This window comes from Roseburia zhanii (assembly GCF_014287635.1).
GTDB lineage: Bacteria > Bacillota > Clostridia > Lachnospirales > Lachnospiraceae > Roseburia_B > Roseburia_B zhanii.
The window spans coordinates 33,113-50,633 of sequence record NZ_JACOPH010000007.1 but is presented as its reverse complement, the minus strand read 5'-3'; the positions used below and the strand labels follow the sequence as shown (position 1 = coordinate 50,633).

12 protein-coding genes are annotated in these 17,521 nt (G+C 40.9%); 3 read left to right on the top strand and 9 right to left on the bottom strand.

Annotation, left to right across the window (positions count from 1 at the left end; translation table 11 throughout):
- Window positions 1-375 precede the first annotated feature (375 nt).
- The gene (locus H8S17_RS09350; protein WP_186867112.1) at window positions 376-2,097 is read right to left on the bottom strand and encodes a methyl-accepting chemotaxis protein; all 1,722 of its coding nucleotides are present in this window, start codon (window positions 2,095-2,097) and stop codon (window positions 376-378) included.
- 192 nt (window positions 2,098-2,289) lie between these two features.
- Here H8S17_RS09350 and H8S17_RS09345 point away from each other — a divergent pair, with 192 nt between their 5' ends.
- Together H8S17_RS09345 and H8S17_RS09340 are read left to right on the top strand one after the other, a co-directional pair.
- The gene (locus tag H8S17_RS09345) at window positions 2,290-3,741 is read left to right on the top strand and encodes a transposase (protein ID WP_243238036.1); all 1,452 of its coding nucleotides are present in this window, start codon (window positions 2,290-2,292) and stop codon (window positions 3,739-3,741) included.
- 427 nt (window positions 3,742-4,168) lie between these two features.
- Window positions 4,169-4,618: a hypothetical protein gene (locus H8S17_RS09340; RefSeq protein WP_186867111.1), complete on the top strand. Its 450-nt coding sequence runs from the start codon at window positions 4,169-4,171 to the stop codon at window positions 4,616-4,618.
- A gap of 417 nt (window positions 4,619-5,035) precedes the next feature.
- On the opposite strand, the gene H8S17_RS09335 is transcribed toward H8S17_RS09340, so the two are convergent.
- The 6 genes from H8S17_RS09335 to H8S17_RS09310 form a co-directional block, all read right to left on the bottom strand.
- A complete protein-coding gene (locus H8S17_RS09335; protein WP_178051799.1) occupies window positions 5,036-6,085 on the bottom strand; it encodes an electron transfer flavoprotein subunit alpha/FixB family protein in 1,050 nt (349 codons plus the stop codon).
- A gap of 28 nt (window positions 6,086-6,113) precedes the next feature.
- On the bottom strand, window positions 6,114-6,896 hold the full coding sequence (locus H8S17_RS09330) for an electron transfer flavoprotein subunit beta/FixA family protein (RefSeq protein ID WP_178051798.1): 783 nt from the start codon (window positions 6,894-6,896) through the stop codon (window positions 6,114-6,116).
- Between the two features lie 38 nt (window positions 6,897-6,934).
- Window positions 6,935-8,089 (bottom strand): acyl-CoA dehydrogenase, encoded by a 1,155-nt coding sequence (locus H8S17_RS09325; protein WP_186867110.1) that lies wholly within the window; start codon window positions 8,087-8,089, stop codon window positions 6,935-6,937.
- Between the two features lie 39 nt (window positions 8,090-8,128).
- Window positions 8,129-9,001: a 3-hydroxyacyl-CoA dehydrogenase family protein gene (locus tag H8S17_RS09320; protein ID WP_178051796.1), complete on the bottom strand. Its 873-nt coding sequence runs from the start codon at window positions 8,999-9,001 to the stop codon at window positions 8,129-8,131.
- A gap of 85 nt (window positions 9,002-9,086) precedes the next feature.
- Window positions 9,087-10,271, bottom strand: a complete 1,185-nt coding sequence (locus H8S17_RS09315) for an acetyl-CoA C-acetyltransferase (RefSeq protein ID WP_178051795.1) — start codon at window positions 10,269-10,271, stop codon at window positions 9,087-9,089.
- A gap of 170 nt (window positions 10,272-10,441) precedes the next feature.
- On the bottom strand, window positions 10,442-11,608 hold the full coding sequence (locus tag H8S17_RS09310; protein ID WP_186867109.1) for a cell wall hydrolase: 1,167 nt from the start codon (window positions 11,606-11,608) through the stop codon (window positions 10,442-10,444).
- Between the two features lie 151 nt (window positions 11,609-11,759).
- Between H8S17_RS09310 and H8S17_RS09305 the strand changes: the two genes are divergently transcribed.
- The gene (locus H8S17_RS09305) at window positions 11,760-12,926 is read left to right on the top strand and encodes an HD-GYP domain-containing protein (RefSeq protein ID WP_186867108.1); all 1,167 of its coding nucleotides are present in this window, start codon (window positions 11,760-11,762) and stop codon (window positions 12,924-12,926) included.
- Between the two features lie 76 nt (window positions 12,927-13,002).
- On the opposite strand, the gene carB is transcribed toward H8S17_RS09305, so the two are convergent.
- Together carB and H8S17_RS09295 are read right to left on the bottom strand one after the other, a co-directional pair.
- Window positions 13,003-16,209, bottom strand: coding sequence for a carbamoyl-phosphate synthase large subunit (gene carB, locus H8S17_RS09300; RefSeq protein WP_186867107.1), 3,207 nt, complete (start codon window positions 16,207-16,209; stop codon window positions 13,003-13,005).
- Entirely contained in the window at window positions 16,209-17,279 is a 1,071-nt protein-coding gene (locus tag H8S17_RS09295; protein WP_186867106.1) for a carbamoyl phosphate synthase small subunit, read from the bottom strand. Before H8S17_RS09295 ends, carB begins: the two co-directional genes overlap by 1 nt.
- Between the last annotated feature and the right edge of the window lie 242 nt (window positions 17,280-17,521).

Below are 17,521 nucleotides of genomic sequence, written 5' to 3'. Positions count from 1 at the left end.
AGATATTTCTGTACCTGGCGCTCACCCACAGAAAACATCTTCTGATCAGGAGCAATGTTTCGGTCATCACAGTATAATTGCTGATTTAGTTTTTTTAGATAAAACAAGTTACATGTATGTCTGCACTTTATTACTCGCTTAATATAGTACTATTATAACATACGAACATCACCAAAATCGCCATAAATCGAGGGATTTTCATTACTTTTCAGATTTTCCACGTATTGCACAAAAGCACTATGTTCACATAGTACATGTTTACTAGATTTAAAAAGTAACCCTCTAACGCACCACAACAAAAAGCCTCACAGCATATCAATAATGCTTGTGGGGCTTTTTTTAAAAAGTTTTTCTAAACTCGTATGTACAATTTTTCTATTTCTTTTCCAATATAAATTTGCTAATCAGCGTGTTCATTGTCTCCGCCTGTGCTGAAAGCTCCTCACTTGTTGCTGATGTTTCCTCTGCACTTGCTGAGTTTGACTGTACAACATCTGATATCTGATTAATGCCAGCCTCTGCCTGCTCCATAGCCTTTGCCTGCTCCTCTGCAATCTCGCTGAGTTTTTGAGAAGAATCTGCAACTTCCTTCATACCATTGATAACCTTTTCAATAGAAGTACTTACGCGCTCTGCAGCTTCATTACCCTCGTTAGATACCGCAATGGCACTCTCTATAAGCTGACGTGTGTCAACTGCAGCCTTGGCACTCTGCTCTGAAAGACTTCTGATTTGTCCCGCAACAACTGCGAATCCTTTACCTGACTCACCTGCACGCGCTGCCTCGATAGCTGCATTGAGTGAAAGAAGGTTTGTCTGACTGGCAATATCCTCAATCTCAGAAATGATATTCTCAATCTGCTTAGATGTATCATTGATGCGTCCGATAACATCAATCATGCCCTGCATCTCTATATGGCTGTGATCTGCTTCCTCAGCATACTCCTGTGCAATCCTGTATGTATCATTGAGCTTCTCAGATGATTTCTCAACACCGTCTGTGATATCTGCAAATGTAGCCTGAAGCTCCTCAATGGCTGCTGCCTGGTTCGTAGCACCTTCTGCAATTTCCTGTGATGCCTGAGCAAGATTGTTAGAACCTGCTGTAACAAGTGATGATATCTCATTGATATGTGACATAACATCATTCATCTGTGTCTTCATCTGACGCATTGCCATGAGAAGTCCAATAAAATCTCCGGTATATTTATCTTCCATGTCTGATGAAACTGTATAATCTCCTTCTGCCATCTTTCCAAGAAGCTTGTCAGAGTCAGATATGATAGTCTTAAGGTCTGCTGCCATGTTTTTCGCAACCCCTACCATATCAGCAATTTCATCTTGTGAATCAACTGCCGGGAATGGAGCCTCAAGATCACCCTGTGCAAATGTACGTAATCTCTGTTTTAACTCATCGAGTGGTTTAGAAATACCAACTGCAACTTCGTCCCCGATTTTCATCGAGATAAAATATGAACCGACAATGATAACAATAACAATACCAAATACGACATATGATACTAATGATAATGTCTTGCTTAAATTATCTCCATCTGTTACCTTTATTTTCATAAGGGCAACAAGCTGCTGATATATCTCATCATATGCAGGTGCAAGCTCTGCTACTGCTCTCTCCTCGGCCTCCTTCTGTGTCTCAGGATCTGTAGCATTCTCACCTAACTGTCCAATCTCATCATCGAGACTCCAGTATGAGTCGAGCTTACTGTTTATATCATCATATATAGCCTGCTCCTCACCTGTCTTTATAGAGCTTTGCAGCTCTCCCCAGGATTTTTGAAATGATTCCTTTTTAGAATCATGTGTATCAGACATCTTACTTAATGTGTCAGAAGCTGTATAACCGATAAGAGCTCGTGTAGCACTTCGTGTCTCTGAGAAGGTTACCATAACCTTTCCTATATCTCCCTGTGAAAATCCGTAAAAGGTTAGTGCGCTGGAATATCTCATTGATACAATAATCATAAGAATACCCGCGATAACCCCCGATGCCGATGCTACAAACGTAGTCAGTTTGAATCCTTTCTTTAAACGACTTTTGATGCTAAGTGTTTTCAACTTTGACTTGTCTAATTTCATAATGTTTCCTCCCTATGAATAATATAATCTCTCGTAATCTCTAAGCCAGTAAATATAAGGCTTTCCGATTCCATTTTTATTAAAATCCCCCACTTTTTTCACTAAAAACACTTGACATATGTCTCCAAAAATGTGGCGCTTCGCGCCTATTTAATCAAGAAGCATATTGTTCCGGCACAGCCGGTAAGTTTTTTGATTGGAGGCGATTTTTTGTTACCTGTTAACTGCGGCAGTCATTCCGACTACCAAAACTTTGTTGTTGAAAATCTTCGCAAATATTATCCGAATCCTGATGCCATTTCCCGTGACACTTGGGATATTATCGATCGTTTTTGGAATCTCGATCTTTCCTACACAGATGAAATGATGATGAGCAAATATTCCAAGTATGGACCTGCTCCCAGAAATCCTTCCTGTATGCAGCGTTCCTACCTGCTTTCCATTGATTTTAAAGTTACTTCTGTAACTGAATGGGCTGCACAGCTTAAAATTAATCCTTTGTATGCTATTGTCAGCGGCTTTGAAGTTGGTGATACACCTGGTGTTGGCACCTTTTACGATTTCTTTTCCAGGCTTTGGGATTCTGAAAATAAGAATCTTAATCCCCATCTTCACAAACTTAAAATTCCCGTGAAAAAGCCTAAGAAAAAAGGTTATAAAGCACAGCCTACTGGAAAAGTAACGGTTGACCAATTATTTAAAAACCTTGAAAAACAATCTTTTTCCATTGATGAGCAACCCTACGCTTCACTGTTTGACCTCTATACAAAAGAGTTCCTTCGTAAATCTCTTGAAAAAGGGCTTATTAATAATACTCATCTTTCCATTGCCGGTGACGGGACACCTGTTGTTACTTCTGCCAGAGAAAGAAAGCACCGCATTTGTGACTGTGCCTCAAAAGGCATCCATGACTGCGACTGTGAACGCTATTTTTCACAGCCGGACTGTGATGTAGGATGGGATTCCTCCAGAGGATATTTTTATCATGGATATGATCTTTACATGCTGGTTGCCTCTGATTCAGAAAGTGACCTTCCTGTTTTTCCACTGCTTCATCCTGCTTCCATGCATGATTCACATGGATTCCTTAATGCCTTTTTTCGTATGAGGAGCTTTCTTCCAGATTTTCATGTAGAAAAACTTCTTCTTGATTCTGCTCATGATGCAATGCCTTATTACCAGTATTGCAGACGGAATGGAATCACTCCATTTATTGATTTAAATGAAAAGCGGGGCATCAAAGAAAAATACAAAGATGACTTTACCATCGATGAAGATGGCATTCCTGTCTGTAAAGCGGGAAGGAAAATGAATCATGATGGCGTTGAAATTTTAAAAGCACGGATAAAATTCCGGTGTCCTCTTGCCAGCAGAAAACACGGGTGCTCCTGTGAATCCCCATGCTCTGATTCAAAATATGGAAGAACTGTCCATCTTGCAATGAAAGACAATCCGCATCTTATAAATATCCCTCCGCGTGACAGCGAGCAGTGGAAAAGTGAGTACAATGCAAGAACGTCTGCTGAACGCTCAAACAAGCGTGAGAAAATAGACTTCAAATTAGGAAGTGGCAGACACCGCTCTACTAAGATGTGGTACTGCCGCCTCTATCACATCCTGATGTTACAGCATCTGGATGCATAGGATTTGCCATCTGAATCAACCCTGAAAAAAATGATTTTGGATGTAGCATAATCCTGTAGATTATTATATCTCTAGCGACAGTTATGTTTATTTCTTGCGTTCATTTTACGTTCAAGAATAATATTTACTTTTCAAAGTTCAATGCCAGAGTTTTGCTGGCATGATCACTCAAGATTCCGAGAGATCATTCTTTTGTATTTTTTTCTATAATATTTTTTTATATTATCACATTCAGTATTTGTTTTCAACTTTTAGTGCTGTCATAGAATACCGTATGTGTCCTATCTCAAATTACAATAATATCATTAGGAGCTTCCTGTATACTTTAAAGAGTAAAAGGAATTGACCAAAAAGAATACCTCAAGTAAATTTAGATTATTACTGACCTGCCAGTTGGTAAAATCTAAAAACACAAGAGGTATTCAAGATGAATGTTAAAGCAACAAGAACAAAAAAGCAAGTAAATGTAGAAAATCAGGCAATAAAGCTTCTGTCAAAAGAAGAATTGGGCATAAAAATAGAGGTGATTAAAAAAGAACTGAGATCCTATACCTGGCGAGACTTGGAAACAAATGGTAAGTTTGCTAAGAACGATAAACTCTCCTTCATTACGGATGACATGCTTATAGCAGGATGCGATATAGGCAGTGAGACTCATTATATTAGGGCAATCGATGTCAGAGGAAGAGAGCTAAGCAGCGGGGCATTCGAGTTTAGCAATACTTCAGAAGGCTTTGCGAATGCCAAGGCATGGGTGCTGGCACTTGCAGCAAAAAATGATAAGAAACAGAAAACAATAGCCAGCTCAAACTTCTTTAAAAAAATAACTTCGTCGTTGTTCGCAGTATACCATAATTTATTTTTACACCTCTCGTAACTTTTCGGAATTTTACATTTTTTATTATTTTTTTCAACAACTGAAATCTCCTGTGTCGTTCACGTATTAAATAAATTGTCCGAATATCCGCATACAAACTGCCATTTTTATCAACCAGCTTTCGTGTGCTTCTTAGCAGGTGCTGGCAAATGTGTAAAAGTTGTCTCACTGTCTGAGCAGTGTAATGTAACACTACCTCTGTTGATATAGCGAGTTTGAGACAACTTTTGAAATAAACACATCTGTCAGTACCTGCTTAGAAACACTAGAAAGCCGGGTACGAAAATGGCAGTTTGTATGCGGATATTCGGACAATTTAACACAACTGTATACCGACACAGGTTCATAACACAGATAACAAAAAGCGGTCAGATTTCTCTAACCGCTTTTCATTCCAATATATGATCCTATATTGATTTATTTAGCCTGCATCTCAGCCTTTAAAGCTGCTGTTAAAGCAGGAACAATCTTATTCAAATCTCCAACTAAACCGTAATCAGCAACATCGAAGATAGGAGCATCTTCATCTTTGTTGATTGCTACGATAAGGTCAGAGTCTTCCATACCAGCTACGTGCTGGATTGCTCCGGAAATACCGATTGCGAAGTAGATCTGAGGACGAACTGTTTTACCTGTCTGTCCTACCTGTAAATCAACTGGTAACCAGCCATTTTCTACTACGGCACGAGAACAGCTTACTGTTCCACCAAGTACTTCTGCTAAATCCTCTAATAACTTGAAGTTCTCTTTAGAACCTACTCCACGTCCACCGGATACAAGGATCTTAGCATCCATGATATTTGCTGTGTTCTTAACAGCTTTTACGATATTTAAGATCTCAACATATCTGTTGTTTGGTGTGAATCCCGGATTGAACTCTACGATGTTTGCTTTTGCACCAGCGATCGGAGCAATTTTCTGCATAACACCAGGACGAACTGTTGCCATCTGTGGACGGTTATCCGGGCAAGCGATTGTTGCGATCGTGTTACCACCGAATGCAGGACGAGTCATCAGTAACTGTTTGTGTTTCTGATCTGCTTCTTTTCCCGGAACTGCTACTAATGGGAAATCACCGATCTCAAGAACTGTACAGTCTGCTGTCAGACCTGTTTTTACTCTTGCAGATACAGTTGGTCCAAGGTCACGTCCGATGGCTGTAGCACCAACTAACATGATCTCTGGTTTGTATTCATTGATAACAGATGCTAATGCATGTGCATATGGTTCTGTTCTGTAATCTTTTAATTCAGGATCGTCTACAACGATAACTCTGTCAGCACCATACTCAGCTAACTGATCTGCAAGACCTTTGATACCAGATCCGATCAATACTGCTGTTACGTCTGTGTCTAAATCTTTTGCTAAGTCTTTACCTTTTCCAAGTAATTCAAAAGCAACGCCATCTAATACGTTATCTACCTGCTGTGCAAAGACAAATACTCCTTTATATTCTTCTAAAGCCATTCTTATTCACCACTTTTCCTTATTTTTGTTAGATAATATGTTTCTCTTTGAATTTTCCGATCAGATATTCAACGGATTCTGCCGGATCAAGATTTACTTTTTCGCCGGCTCCCTTTGGTACTTTATCAGATGCTTTTGCGATCTTTGTCGGTGAACCCTTTAATCCAAGATCTGAATCATCTACATCTTTAAGGTCAGCTCTGCCCCATACAGTAACTTCTTTGTCACAAGCATCGAAGATTCCGCCCGGTGTCATGTAACGCGGCTCGTTTAATTCAGATAATGCTGTGATCAGACAAGGCATTTTTGCTTTTACTTCATGGTATCTGTCTTCGTACTGACGTTTTACGATAACAGAATCTCCTTCTACTTTGATATCCTCTGCATAAGAGATTACCGGAAGAGAAAGATGCTCTGCGATCTGTGGTCCAACCTGAGCTGTATCACCATCGATAGCCTGACGGCCTGTGATGATCAGGTCATAATCTAAGTTACGAAGTGCTCCGGCGATTGTTGTAGATGTTGCCCATGTATCAGCTCCACCTAATACTCTGTCTGTTACAAGTACTGCTTCGTCTGCACCCATAGCCATTGCTTCACGAAGAACTGCATCTGCCTTTGGAAGTCCCATGGTAAGTACTGTAACTTTTGCGCCTGTTGCATCTTTAATTCTAAGTGCTGCTTCAAGACCAGCTTTATCATCTGGATTCATGATTGCAAGCATTGCTGCTCTATCAAGAGTTCCGTCCGGGTTAAATTTTACGCCGCCCTTTGTATCAGGAACCTGTTTAATACATACTACGATATTCATGTATTTTTCACTCCTTATGATTATTGTTTGTTTGATTATTACCGAAGTAATGCGCCAGAGATTACCATTCTCTGTACTTCAGATGTTCCTTCGTAGATCTCAGTGATCTTAGCATCACGCATCATACGCTCTACGTCATATTCTCTGATATATCCGTATCCACCGAATAACTGGACTACTTCTGTTGTAACTGCCATAGCTGTTTCTGCTGCAAATAATTTTGCTTTTGCTGCTTCTACAGAATATACTTTCTGTGTAGCTTTTGCCATAGCTGCTTTGTAAACTAACATCTGAGCTGCTTCTACTCTTGTAGCCATATCTGCAAGCTTAAACTGTGTATTCTGCTGCTGTGCGATAGAACGACCGAACTGTTTTCTCTCTTTTGTATAAGCAATTGCACGGTCAAGAGCACCTTCTGCGATACCAAGTGCCTGTGCTGCAATACCGATACGTCCACCGTCTAATGTATGCATAGCGATCGGGAATCCTTTTCCAAGAGGTCCTAAAAGGTTCTCTTTCGGGATTCTGCAGTCTTCAAAGATAAGTTCATATGTAGATGAACCACGGATACCCATTTTCTTTTCTTTTGTTCCGAAGGAGAATCCAGGAGCTCCCTTATCTACGATAAATGCAGAGAAGTTCTTTTTCTTTCTTCCTCTCTTATCTTCTGTTACGCTTGTGATTGCGATCACGATATAAACGTCTGCAACTTTACCATTTGTGATAAAGCATTTAGAACCATTTAATACCCATTCGTCACCATCTAAAACAGCTTTTGTCTGTGCTCCCTGTGCGTCTGTACCTGCACCCGGTTCTGTTAATGCGAAAGCACCAAGTTTCTCGCCTGTAGCAAGAGCTTTTACATATTTCTGTTTCTGATCTTCTGTTCCGTATGTCATGATCGGATCGATGCAGAGAGATGTATGTGCAGAAACAACAACACCTGTAGTAGCACAAACTTTAGAAAGTTCTTCTACACACATAACATATGTAAGAGGATCACATCCCTGTCCGCCGTACTCCTTTGGTACCGGAATACCCATAAATCCTAATTTCTGCATTTTCTTAACTGTTTCCATTGGAAACTCTTCTGTCTCGTCTACTTCCTGAGCCAGAGGTTTTACTTCATTTTCAGCGAAATCTCTAAATAATGATCTCGCCATTTCATGTTTCTTATCTAAACCGAAATCCATGTTTTTTATTCCTCCATGTCTTATATTTTATAAAGCCGATTACTGTGCATCTACCGGTGTTTTTGTACGGTCTGCATTGTATACATAGAATCCTTTTCCGGTCTTAGCTCCAAGGTTACCGCCACGAACCATTTTACGGATCAATGGGCAGGCACGATATTTGCTGTCACCAGTTTCATTATAAAGAACATCCATGATTGCAAGGCAGATATCAAGACCAATGAAATCTCCTAACTCAAGTGGTCCCATTGGATGGTTTGCACCAAGTTTCATAGCTGCATCAATACCAGCGATATCGGAAACACCTTCCATTTTGATGAATGCTGCTTCGTTGATCATTGGGATCAAGATACGGTTTACAACAAATCCTGCTGCTTCGTTTACCTGTACAGGTGTCTTACCGATCTCTTCAGAAATCTTCTTGATCGCATCAACTGTTTCAGCCGGAGTATTTACACCAGCGATCACTTCTACTAATTTCATACGGTCTGCCGGATTAAAGAAATGCATACCGATCATTGGACGTGTTAAGCCATTTCCGATTTCTGTAATAGAAAGGCTGGATGTATTAGAAGCGAAGATACACTCTGGTTTTGCGATCTTGTCTAATTCTGCAAAAGTTGTTTTCTTAACTTCCATATTTTCAAATGCTGCTTCTACGATCAGATCGCAGTCTGCACAAAGATCTTCTTTTAAGCCCGGTGTGATCTTAGCAAGGATAGCATCTACAGCTTCTTTTGTCATTTTTCCTTTTTCTACTAATCTGCCATATCCTTTTTCGATCTTAGCTTTTCCATTGTCAGCCCACTCCTGTTTGATATCACAGAGTGCTACTTCATATCCGTCAACCTGGGCAAATGCTTTTGCAATACCCTGTCCCATTGTTCCTGCGCCAATAACTCCTACTTTCATTGTAGTTCCTCCTTAAATTGATTATAAGTTAAATAGCCAATAGCCGGAAAGGATCCTGCTTTCCGGCTATTAAATTATGTATTGACTAATCTCTTTCAACGATGGTTGAACAACCCATTCCACCACCGATACACAGTGTAGCAAGACCTTTCTTAGCATCTCTCTTCTGCATCTCGTGTAATAATGTAACTAAGATACGGCATCCTGATGCTCCAACCGGATGTCCGAGTGCGATCGCACCACCGTTTACATTTACTTTAGACATATCGAATTTCAGATCTCTTGCAACTGCGATAGACTGTGCTGCAAATGCTTCGTTTGCTTCGATCAGATCCATATCATCGATTGTTAAGCCTGTTCTCTCAAAAACTTTTCTTGTAGAAGCAACCGGTCCAACACCCATGATCTCCGGCTCTACTCCGCCAAGTGCTCCGGCAACCCATGTAGCCATTGGTTTTACACCAAGCTCTTTTGCTTTTTCTTCACTCATAACTACGATTGCTGCTGCACCGTCGTTGATACCGGAAGCGTTACCTGCTGTCACAAGTCCGCCTTCTTTTCCTGAACAGCATCTTAATTTGCTTAAGGATTCAGCAGTTGTTCCAGGACGTGGTCCTTCGTCTTTTACGAAATCAACGATCTCTTTCTTAACTTTAACAGGTACTGGTACGATCTCATCATCGAACTTACCTTCTGCGATTGCTTTTTCACATTTCTGCTGGCTGTTTGCTGAGAACTCGTCTAATTCTTCTCTTGTAATGCCATATTTATCACATACGTTCTCTGCTGTGATCATCATGTGGTAGTGATTAAATGCATCTGTTAATGCATCATTTACCATGGTATCGATGATCGTTGCATTGTTCATACGATATCCAAAACGAGCTTTTGTCATAGCGTATGGAGCCATGGACATATTTTCCATACCACCGGCAACAACGATGTCTGCCTGACCTGACATGATTAAGCTGGCAGCTTCGTTTACACATTTCAGACCTGATCCACATACTACGTTTAATGTAAATGCCGGAACTTCGATCGGTAAACCTGCTTTGATGGATGCCTGACGTGCAACGTTCTGTCCCTGTGCAGCCTGGATAACACATCCCATCATTACTTCGTCAACCTGTTCTGGTTTTACGCCTGCTCTGTTTAATGCTTCTTTGATTACGATAGCACCTAAATCAGCGGCTGGGGTGTTGCTTAATGCTCCGCCCATTTTTCCGATTGCTGTACGGCATGCGCCAGCTAAAACTACTTTCTTTGCCATTTTCTCGTCTCCTTATCCATTTTTGGTATTGAAAAGCTGTTAATTTTTTAACAATCTTTTTCAAAAAAATAATAGTTAGCCCTATCGTATTTCCCAACTAACTTTCACTCGTTCATCATAGCATATTCTTAACTCTAATGCAACAATTAAATTGTTAAAAAATTGTCAAATCAGTAGAATACATGATTTCCGATCACAGTGCCTGAAACACCGGAAGATGCCTGACAGAAATACAGGCTGCTCACATTTGTATTTCCTGATAATGCGGCATTTGCTGCCTGTGTACAGCTTCCTGCTGCCCCTTTTGCCAAAACCATCGCAAATCGTCCGCTTGCCACCGGTGAAAACTGTCCGCCCTGATAAATGACACCGGAAACTGTATTTGGAAATGCCCCGCTTTTGACACGGTTTACAACAACGCTTGCGACCGCTAACTGCCCGTCATAGCTTTCGCCGCCGGCTTCGCACTCAACTAAGGCTGCAAGCATGGCAAGATCACCGGCATTTGCTGTGACGGTTCCGCCTCCGCCTTTTGCTGCGGCTTCTTTTTTCTTCTGCTCTGCTGCTGACTTTTTGGCTTCTTCGGCTTTTTTCCGCTCTAATTCTGCTTCATATGCTTTCATCTTTTCAATCTGTGCTCCATACTCATCTACTGTACTCTGGGCATCGGAAATCTCCTGCTGTTTGCTCGTAAGACTGCTCTGTGTCTTTGCAATCAGTGAATTGACTTCCTGTTCTTTATCTTCCATTTCTCCCTGCATGGCGGTCAGTTCTGCCTGCTCTGTTTCGATCGCTTTTTCTTTTTCCGTGATCTGCACACAGGTATTTTCATATTCAGAAAGCATCTTCCTGTCGTATTTATTGACCTCCTCCACATATTCTGCCCGGCTTAAAAAGTCTGACATGGAACTGCTGCCAAGCAGCACTTCTATCATATTTGCATTCCCATTTTCATACACGAACCGGATACGCAGTTTCATGCTCTCATACTGCTGCTGTTTTGTCCGCTCAGCTGCCTGTAAGTCTTCCTTGGTCTGCACAAGTTCTGCCTGTTTATCTGCGATCTTTACTTCTAATTCATTGATCTTTGCAGATACATCGGATAACTGTGTATTTAAGCCGGCAAGCTCCCCTTTCAAACCGCTTTCCTGCTCTTTTAGATTGCCGACGTTTTCTTCTGCCGCAGCCTTTTTCTGTTCTAATTCGTCAATCTCTTTTCCTGCTTTTTTTAATTTATTTCCGGTCTGTGATGCATAGGTTGTCAAAGATGCCATCAAAAGCATACTGACCACTGCCGCACATGCCATTTTCCATAAATACTGATATCTGTGTTTCATATCTGTTATTTTCCTCATTTTTACCATTTTTCTACAGTATACCCGATTGTTTTCCACGCTTCAATATGTTATATTTATAATAATTGGAAATTTCATTATAGAATTATGAAACAATCTGCCAAACAACAACTGGGTAAAAGGAGAATAAATTATGCAATTCGTAGAGAGTAATGATCTAAAACCCGGAATGCGTCTTGCGAAGCCTGTATACAATAAAATGGGTGTATTGTTATACGACCGCAACAGCTATCTGACTGCTTCCGGTATTAAAAGTATTGAGAATTTCGGTCTGATCGGGCTTTTTATATTAGAGCCGGCAGAACCGCTACCGCCAATTTCACAGGAAGATATTCAATTTGAACAGTTCCAGACGATCTATATGTTCCGTATCAAAGAGATCATGGATCATCTGCAGAACGATCAGGCACCGGATACTTTATCTGACCTTACAAATAATATCTTAAGCCATTATGGTTCTCTTGACCATAAGATGAACTTCACGCAGGTCCTTAGAAGTTCGGCTGATTTTGTATACAAACATGCGATCAGTACTGCGATCTTATCTGCCATGATCGCAAACACGATGAATTTTACGAATACGGAGAAAACCCATCTGATCACTACCGCCCTGTTATACGATCTGGGTTATCTGTATGTTCCCCGTGACCTGTTAGACAAACGGGAACCATTAACGCCTGATGATCTGCGTGTGATTCAGGAATGCAGGAAAAAAGGTTTCCAGCTATTATATCCGGAAACCAATAAATACCTTCTTAGTTCCGAAGTGTTAAGGATTATCCAGCAGACGCATACACTTTTAGCTGCACAGTCAAAAGAGGATCTAAAGGGCATACTGTTCTCCCCTTTGGCATATGTCGTTGCCGTTGCAGACATGTTTGATCATCTGACTGCCATGAACCTGCACCATGCACCGATCTCTGAGATCGCAGCGATCCGCCAGTTACGGAAATCGCCGGATCTCTACGATACTAAGACCGTTTCTGCATTAGCAAGATCTATCCGTATCCTGCCTTCAGGATGTAGTATCGATCTTTCTACCGGTGATAAGGGTATTGTACTGATGGAAAATCCTGATAATTTCATGGCGCCTGTCATCTTAAACTTCCGTGACAACCAGATCTACGATCTGAATGATCCGAAGATTGCTAAGAAGATGCAGATCGCTGACATTATGAAAACCATGGATAACCGTATTGTCATTGATGAAGAGACCTTAAAACAGTTTACATCAGATGACAGATTAAAAGATACACTCGACCGCTATCATAAGGCGATGCAGAAAAAGAAGGGCAAATAACATTTACCGGTCTGCATAATGATCTTGAACGTAAAGATCCCCACAAGATGTTTTCGTACATCCTGTGGGGATCCTTTTAGATATTTTTCACTGTTGCGATATCAACCGGTGTCAATGTCTTATTTGTTGTTTCTAAGCTTCGTGCCAATGCATTTGCCGTATCCATTGCTGTGATACAGTACACACCTGTTTCGATCGCATTTCGACGGATCAAAAATCCATCTCTGCTCTTATCTCCATTTCCCTGTGTCGGTGTATCGATGACAAGGTCGATCTTATGTCCTAAGATCAGATCCATGACATTCGGGGATTCCTGTGTGATCTTATTAACACGTAAGGCATCTACACCATGCTCCTGTAAATATTTTGCGGTACTTCTTGTCGCATAGATCTTATAACCTAATGCAGCAAAACGTTTTGCAACACCAACTGCTTCCGGCTTATCTGCATCTTTTACCGTCATGATCATCTGCTTGTACTTCGGTAATGTCACTCCTGCTCCAAGGAATGCTTTGTATAATGCTTCGTCAAAGTTCTTTGCGATTCCTAAACACTCTCCGGTTGATTTCATTTCCGGTCCAAGGCTGATCTCTGCTCCACGCAGTTTTTCAAAGGAGAATACCGGCATCTTGATCGCAATATAATCTGCCTCAGGTGCAAGTCCGGTCGGATAACCCATTCCTTTTAAGGTATTTCCGATGATCACTTTTGTTGCAAGATCTACGATCGGAATACCGGTTACTTTACTGATATATGGTACGGTTCTCGAAGAACGCGGATTTACTTCGATTACATAAACTTCGCCATCCATCACGATAAACTGGATATTGATCAGTCCGATGACATGAAGTGCCTGCGCTAACCGTTTTGTGTATTCAACTAATGTTTCCTTTACTTCTTTGCTGATCGTCGGTGCCGGATATACGGAAATACTGTCACCGGAATGTACACCGGTACGTTCAATATGTTCCATGATACCCGGAATCAAAATATCGGTACCATCACATACGGCATCGACTTCAATCTCTTTACCCTGTAAATATTTATCTACAAGGATCGGATGATCCTGTGCGATCCGGTTGATGATATCAATAAATTCTTCGATCTCATCATCATTATAGGCGATCTTCATACCCTGACCACCTAATACATAAGATGGACGTACAAGTACCGGATAACCCAAACGGTTTGCAACTTCTTTTGCCTCTTCTGCGGTAAATACCGTTCCTCCGGCTGCTCTTGGTATCTTAGTCTGCTCTAAGATCTGGTCGAACAATTCCCTGTCTTCTGCTGCATCTACATCTTCTGCTTTTGTACCGTAGATCTTGACACCCATTTTCATTAAGCTCTCTGTCAGCTTGATCGCTGTCTGTCCACCAAACTGTACAACAGCTCCGTCTGGTTTTTCAATATTGACGATGCTTTCCACATCTTCCGGTGTCAATGGTTCAAAATAAAGTTTATCTGCGATATCAAAATCGGTAGATACGGTTTCCGGATTGTTATTGATGATGATCGTTTCAAATCCTTCTTTTTTGAATGCCCATGTACTGTGTACGGAACAGTAATCAAATTCGATACCCTGGCCGATACGGATAGGACCGGAACCTAATACTAATACTTTCTTCTGCGGATTGGTTTCTGCTGCTTCATTTTCTCCACCGAATACAGAATAGTAATATGGTGTTGCTGCTTTAAATTCTGCTGCACAGGTATCTACCATCTTATAAACTGCAGTGATTCCATTTGCGTAACGCATCTGTTTGATCTCGTCTTCTGTTTTGCCTGTCAGTTCTGCGATCACTTTATCCGGGAACTCGATCCGTTTTGCCTCTTTTAATAAGTCTACGGTAAGTTCCTGTGTCTTTAATGCCTGCTCCATCTCGACGATGATCGCAAGTTTATCGATAAACCAGAGATCGATCTGGGTAATCTCATGGATATGTTCATAGCTGATACCACGACGTAATGCTTCTGCGATACAAAAAATCCTTCTGTCATCAACGATCTTTAATTCGTCTTCTAATTCCTTGTCTGTCAGTTTATCAAAATCATACGCCATCAGACTGTCTACATGCTGTTCAAGAGAACGGATTGCTTTCATCAGGGCACCCTCAAAGTTATTGCAGATACTCATAACTTCTCCGGTTGCTTTCATCTGTGTCGTTAAAGTTCTCTTTGCTGTAATAAACTTATCAAATGGAAGTCTTGGGATCTTGACTACACAGTAATCTAACATCGGTTCAAAACTTGCATAAGTCTTTCCGGTAATTGCATTTTTAATCTCATCTAAGGTATATCCTAATGCGATCTTCGCTGCTACTTTTGCGATCGGATATCCGGTGGCTTTCGATGCTAATGCAGAAGAACGGGATACACGCGGATTTACCTCGATCACACAGTATTCAAAGCTGTCCGGCTTTAATGCATACTGTACGTTACATCCACCTGTGATATTTAATTCAGAAATAATATTTAATGCAGATGTACGAAGCATCTGATATTCTTTATCACCTAATGTCTGGGACGGTGCTACTACGATACTGTCACCGGTATGCACACCGACCGGATCGATATTTTCCATGTTACAAACTGTAATACAGTTACCGTTTGCATCACGCATCACTTCGTATTCGATCTCTTTCCAACCTGCGATACAACGCTCTACTAAAACTTCTCCGACACGGCTTAAACGAAGTCCGTTTGTTAAAATGTCAATGAGTTCCTGTTCATTATGAGCGATTCCACCGCCGCTTCCACCTAATGTATAAGCCGGACGCAGTACAACCGGATAACCGATCGTATTGGTAAATTTGATACCGTCTTCTACATTATGTACAACCTGTGAAGCTGCACATGGCTCTCCGATCTTCTCCATGGTATCTTTAAATGCCTGACGGTCTTCTGCTTTGAAAATAGTTTCCGCAGTCGTTCCGATCAGCTTTACATTATGTTTCTCTAAAAATCCTGATTCGGCTAACTCCATACCAAGGTTTAAGCCTGCCTGTCCACCTAAGGTCGGAAGGACACTGTCCGGTTTTTCTTTTAAAATGATCTGCTCTAATACAGACGCTGTCAATGGCTCGATATAAACTTCATCTGCAATTTCTTTATCTGTCATGATCGTTGCCGGATTGGAGTTTACTAAAACTACTTCTACGCCTTCTTCTTTCAAAGAGCGGCATGCCTGCGTTCCGGCATAATCAAATTCTGCTGCCTGACCGATGACGATAGGACCGGAACCAATTACTAATACTTTTTTGATATCTTTATTCTTTGGCATTATTTTATTCCTCCCATCATTTCGATAAATCTGTCAAACAAATATGCACTGTCCTGTGGTCCCGGACACGCTTCCGGATGGAACTGTACGGTGAAGATATTTTTTCCGACATATTCAAGTCCTTCATTTGTACCGTCATTGACATTGACAAATGCCGGTTTTGCGATCTTCTCATCTAAAGTATCGGTATCTACCACATATCCATGATTCTGCGAAGAAATATAGACGCGGCCGGTCTTTAGATCTTTCACCGGGTGGTTTCCTCCACGATGTCCGTATTTCATCTTATGGGTATCTGCACCATTTGCAAGTGCCATTAACTGATGTCCTAAGCAGATTGCAAAGATCGGTGTATCAGAAGCATACAGCTTTTTGATCTCCTCGATGATCGCTGTACATTCTTTTGGATCTCCCGGTCCGTTGCTTAACATGATCCCATCTGGTTTTGCTGCTAAAATTTCTTCTGCCGGAGTATGTGCCGGATAAATCGTCACCTGACATCCCCGTTTATTTAATGACTGGGCAATATTGTTCTTTGCACCTAAATCTAATAATGCAACTTTTTTTCCTTTGCCTTCTAATACTCTGACTGTATCACAGGTCACTTTATCTACAACATTTCCTGTGGTATATGCTTGTAATCTGGGAATGATTTCTTCTATATTATAATTTTCATCCGTCGTGATCATACCATTCATGGTACCCTTCTCACGAAGAATCTTCGTCAATGCTCTTGTATCAATTCCTGCGATTCCCGGAATATCATACTTTTTCAAAAAGTCCTGAATACTTCCCTCACAACGGAAATTACTCGGCATTCTGGATAATTCACGAACGATATATCCATCCGGCCATGGACGTTTTGACTCCATATCCGGCGTGATACCATAATTTCCAATGAGTGGATATGTCATAACAACTGCCTGTCCCGCATAAGACGGATCTGTCAGTACCTCTAAATATCCTGTCATGGATGTATTAAATACGATCTCGCTGATGACTTCTCTTTCTGCACCAATGCTGCTTCCCTCAAATACATTCCCATCTTCGAGTATTAAAAATGCTTTCATGGTTTTGCCCTGTCCTTTCGTGGTTTTCTTAACTGCCCAAAAGAAGTGGTTTGCCGTAAAAAAATTCGAATATTTGTTCTGTGTTGGCAAAAAAAAAAGACTTCGCTTTTTTCCTTCTTCGGTTTCTTATATTCTGTTCTGCTGTACTTAAATCTAAAAAATTCTACCATACTATAAGAAGTTTTTCAACCGAAAATGTAAACAAAATAAATGTAAATTTATTCCTTAAGGTAGAAAATATA

What these genes read in the sequence shown, in the direction of transcription:
- H8S17_RS09335 (WP_178051799.1), bottom strand. Translation starts at nt 6,085, where the DNA reads ATGGCTTTAGAAGAATATAAAGGAGTATTTGTCTTTGCACAGCAGGTA.
- H8S17_RS09315 (WP_178051795.1), bottom strand. Translation starts at nt 10,271, where the DNA reads ATGGCAAAGAAAGTAGTTTTAGCTGGCGCATGCCGTACAGCAATCGGA.
- H8S17_RS09320 (WP_178051796.1), bottom strand. Translation starts at nt 9,001, where the DNA reads ATGAAAGTAGGAGTTATTGGCGCAGGAACAATGGGACAGGGTATTGCA.
- H8S17_RS09325 (WP_186867110.1), bottom strand. Translation starts at nt 8,089, where the DNA reads ATGGATTTCGGTTTAGATAAGAAACATGAAATGGCGAGATCATTATTT.
- H8S17_RS09305 (WP_186867108.1), top strand. Translation starts at nt 11,760, where the DNA reads ATGCAATTCGTAGAGAGTAATGATCTAAAACCCGGAATGCGTCTTGCG.
- H8S17_RS09350 (WP_186867112.1), bottom strand. Translation starts at nt 2,097, where the DNA reads ATGAAATTAGACAAGTCAAAGTTGAAAACACTTAGCATCAAAAGTCGT.
- H8S17_RS09330 (WP_178051798.1), bottom strand. Translation starts at nt 6,896, where the DNA reads ATGAATATCGTAGTATGTATTAAACAGGTTCCTGATACAAAGGGCGGC.
- H8S17_RS09310 (WP_186867109.1), bottom strand. Translation starts at nt 11,608, where the DNA reads ATGAAACACAGATATCAGTATTTATGGAAAATGGCATGTGCGGCAGTG.
- H8S17_RS09340 (WP_186867111.1), top strand. Translation starts at nt 4,169, where the DNA reads ATGAATGTTAAAGCAACAAGAACAAAAAAGCAAGTAAATGTAGAAAAT.
- carB (WP_186867107.1), bottom strand. Translation starts at nt 16,209, where the DNA reads ATGCCAAAGAATAAAGATATCAAAAAAGTATTAGTAATTGGTTCCGGT.
- H8S17_RS09295 (WP_186867106.1), bottom strand. Translation starts at nt 17,279, where the DNA reads ATGAAAGCATTTTTAATACTCGAAGATGGGAATGTATTTGAGGGAAGC.